This window comes from Hydrogenivirga sp. (genome assembly GCF_056450045.1).
Genome location: NZ_JBWONM010000079.1, coordinates 1 through 3492 on the forward strand (window position 1 = coordinate 1; position 3492 = coordinate 3492).

Below are 3492 nucleotides of genomic sequence, written 5' to 3' on the forward strand. Positions count from 1 at the left end.
GACCACTGCTGACCGACAGCGGGGGTTATCAGGTCTTCTCCCTCGGTCAGGGTAGGTTCGGGGACAGGAAGTCAAAGGTTAAGGTGAGTGAGGAGGGGGTTGAGTTCAGGGACCACCTCGCCGGAGACCTTCATCTCTTCACACCCGAAAGGGTCATTCAGATACAGGAGATATTCGGTTCCGACATCATAATGCCCTTGGACGAGTGCGTTGAGTATCCTATTGAGAAAAGCTATGCGAGAGAAGCTCTTGAGAGGACACTGAGGTGGCTTGACAGGAGCATAAAGGCTAAGAGGAGGGAGGACCAGGCTCTATTCGGGATAGTTCAGGGTGCCTTCTTCCCCGAGCTCAGGAGGGAGGCTGCCCTCAGAACCGTTGAGAGGGACCTTCCCGGCTACGCCATAGGGGGGCTTTCGGTAGGTGAGCCCAAGGAGGTTATGTACGAGATGACCCAGCTCGTCTGCGAGCTCCTTCCGGAGGAGAAGCCGAGGTACCTGATGGGTGTGGGTAAGCCCGAAGACATTCTAAGCGCTGTTGCGAGGGGGGTTGATATGTTTGACTGCGTTGTCCCCACGAGGAACGCCCGAACCGGAACCCTCTACACCTCCTTAGGGGTGGTGAACATAAGGCACGAAAAGTACAAGAAGGACTTCTCACCCTTAGACCCGAACTGCGACTGTTACACCTGCCAGAACTTCTCTAAAGCCTATCTGAGGCACCTCTTCGTAGCGGAGGAGATAAGCTCCTACGTCCTGAACACCATTCACAACCTCAGGTTCTACCTGCGGATGATGGAGGAGGTTCGCTCATCCATAGAAGAGGGGAGGTTTTCAATGTACATGGATGAGGTCCTTGAGAGGATAACGAGGAAGCTCTAACCCTTTACCCACCTCTTGTCAATGGCGCTCTCTGCCTCAACGGGAACGTGCTTGAGGACTATATGACCAGCCTTTGACATAGCCTTCTCAAGAAGCTCGCTCACAAGGGGTGCTTCTTCTTCGGGACACTCCACCACTATCTCATCGTGGACGAGGTTTACCACCTTCGCATCAACCCCTTCTCTCCTTACTTCAACGTCAAACATCAGAACAGCGAGCTTAAGTAGGTCCGCACCTGTCCCCTGTATCGGGTAGTTGACCGCATCGGTGAAGGTGGTAGCCCTGTAGGGTCTCCCCAGAAGGGTTGTTCCCGATATCTCCTTGTTCTCCTTGAGCTCCCTCTTAACTTTGTCGTGCCAGTCCTTGAAGGAGTGGAAGAACTTGAAGAACTTCTGCCTGAAAACGTCAGCTGCGCCGAGCTCAAGCTCAACTCCGTAGCTACTCCTCGCGTACTCCGAAAGACCCCTTGCCGATATGCCGTATATCAAGCCGAAGTTCATAGCCTTCGCAAGCTGCCTCTCCTCCTTGCTCACCTCCTCTTCAGGCTTCTCAAGGACGAGGCTCGCCGTGTACCTGTGGAGGTCTCTCCCCTCCCTGAAGGCTCTGAGCATATTCTCATCCTGAACGTACTCAGCAGCTATTCTCAGCTCAATCTGGGAGAAGTCCGCTATAACGAAGGTCCTTCCCTCAGGAGCCATGAAGAGGCTCCTCATGTCCCTGGGTATGTTCTGGACGTTCGGGTCCCTGCTTGACATCCTTCCGGTGACAGCCCCTATCTGCCTGAACTCTGGGTAAACCCTTCCTCCCCTTATGAAGCCTCCAAGCTCCTTGAGCTTATCAAGAGCCTTCTTTACCTTCCTTATCTCAAGGATATCCCTTACCTCCTTCACGTGGGAAAACTCGGAGAGGGTCCTGTCGTCGGTGGAGACGTTTCCCTTCTGGGTTTCGGGCAGCTCAAGTCCGAGCCTTCCCCTAAGAAAGCTACCTATCTGCTTGGGAGACATGGGGTCTATCCTGTACCTTATGTAAAAGTCCATTATCAGCTTCTGGAGCTTCTTCTCGTACTCCCTGCTGAGCCTCTCTATCTCCTCCTCATCAACCGGGAGACCGCTGAGCTCAAGCTTGGCAACCTCCTGAACGAAAGCCATCTCTACTATGGTTGCGGGGTTTGTAAGCCCAAAGACCCTCGCTGTCCTCGTCTTGAGGAGCTCCTCTCCCCTATCAACGGAGGGGATTGAGTTGAGTCTCTCCCTCATGTTGAAGAATATCTCCCTTACAACGAGCACATCGGTTGCCGCATACTCAACCTGCTGCTTCGTGAGAACGCTCCTTGACCAGTCAGAAAGCTGTAGGGACTTGTCCACCGTATAGCCCAAGAGCCTCTCCGCAACGTGGCTAAGGGAGTGCCTCTCGTAGCCCAGTATGAGGCTCCCTATCATGGTGTCAAAGGTAGCGTAGGGGACTATCCCCATTGGGTACATGAACTTCAGGTCAAACTTGAGGTTGTGCCCAACTATGCCCTTCTTTGACAGGAGTTCCTTCAGGAGCTCGGCAGCCTCGGGAAGCTCAAAGAGGTCAACCACGTATATGTTCTCCTCATCACCCAGTTGAAAGAGGCGGATCCGGTTTGCGGTTGTCTCGGTATCTATGAAGAGGTAAGGTGCGCTCTCAAGCTTGGAGAGGGAGCGTCCGAGCTGTGCCCTCTCCGTAACGTATTCATACTTCATTAATAATAATATCTACGCCTGCCCAGGAACTTATCAATCAGAAGATAACCAGCCACAAACCCACCTATGTGAGCCCACCAGGCTACACCGCCTATACCGACGAGGGGAAGGGAGACGAGACCGTTTATAATCTGTATGAAGAACCACATACCTATGAACACAACGGCGGGTAGCTCCATAAAGGTTAGGAAGAAAAAGACCGGCACGAGAGCGAGTATCCTCGCGTGGGGAAAGAGCCTTATGTAGGCTCCAAGTATTCCCGAGACGGCACCGCTCGCCCCGACCATGGGAACGTGTCCACCGCCGAAGAGTAGGCTTATGAAAGTTTGGGTGAGAGCCGCAGAAAGACCGGTGGTAAGGTAAAAGAGGAGGTACCTGAACCTCCCGAGCCTGTCCTCAACGTTATCACCGAAAACCCAGAGGAACCACATGTTGCCGATTATGTGGAACCAACCTCCGTGGAGGAACATATGGGTCAGGAGCGTGTGGGGCTGTTCAAGGACCTTTGCTGGAACGAGTCCGAACTGCTTTATGAATATCTCAAGGGCGTTGACCTGCCCCTGAATTGTGATGACAACCTTCTGGGATAGGCTCCACTCGTAGAGCCAGACCAAGGAGCAGACAACTATGAGGGATACGTTTACGACGGGGAAGCTGCGGGCTGGGTTTATATCTCTAATGGGTATCATTCCTATCTCACCTGCAGACACATATAATACTACATTTGGAGGTGGCGGAATGACCAACCCAGAAAAGGTTAAGAAGCTTATGGAGAAAGCCAAGCTTGCGGATGAGAACCTTCAGATAAACTTCGTCATCCTTGACCTCACACCAAGATGGATGAAGTGCAGGAGAACGAAGAGGCTCGTCTTCCAGTTCCACAGGCT

3 protein-coding genes are annotated in these 3492 nt (G+C 52.8%); 1 reads left to right on the top strand and 2 read right to left on the bottom strand.

The window, feature by feature from the left end:
* The coding region (tgt, locus tag AC1HCM_RS03270) for a tRNA guanosine(34) transglycosylase Tgt (RefSeq protein ID WP_479460348.1) at window positions 1–878 on the top strand (878 nt) is incomplete at its 5' end.
* Here tgt and AC1HCM_RS03275 read toward each other — a convergent pair.
* Complete coding sequence (locus AC1HCM_RS03275; protein WP_479460349.1) at window positions 875–2605, bottom strand: bifunctional 3'-5' exonuclease/DNA polymerase; 1731 nt, start codon at window positions 2603–2605, stop codon at window positions 875–877. The two genes, tgt and AC1HCM_RS03275, sit on opposite strands and share 4 nt — an antisense overlap.
* Window positions 2605–3294 carry a rhomboid family intramembrane serine protease gene (locus AC1HCM_RS03280; RefSeq protein WP_479460350.1) on the bottom strand — a complete coding sequence of 230 codons (690 nt, stop codon included), beginning with the start codon at window positions 3292–3294 and terminating at the stop codon, window positions 2605–2607. Before AC1HCM_RS03280 ends, AC1HCM_RS03275 begins: the two co-directional genes overlap by 1 nt.
* Window positions 3295–3492: the final 198 nt, after the last annotated feature.

What these genes read in the sequence shown, in the direction of transcription:
- AC1HCM_RS03275 (WP_479460349.1), bottom strand. Translation starts at nt 2,605, where the DNA reads ATGAAGTATGAATACGTTACGGAGAGGGCACAGCTCGGACGCTCCCTC.
- AC1HCM_RS03280 (WP_479460350.1), bottom strand. Translation starts at nt 3,294, where the DNA reads ATGATACCCATTAGAGATATAAACCCAGCCCGCAGCTTCCCCGTCGTA.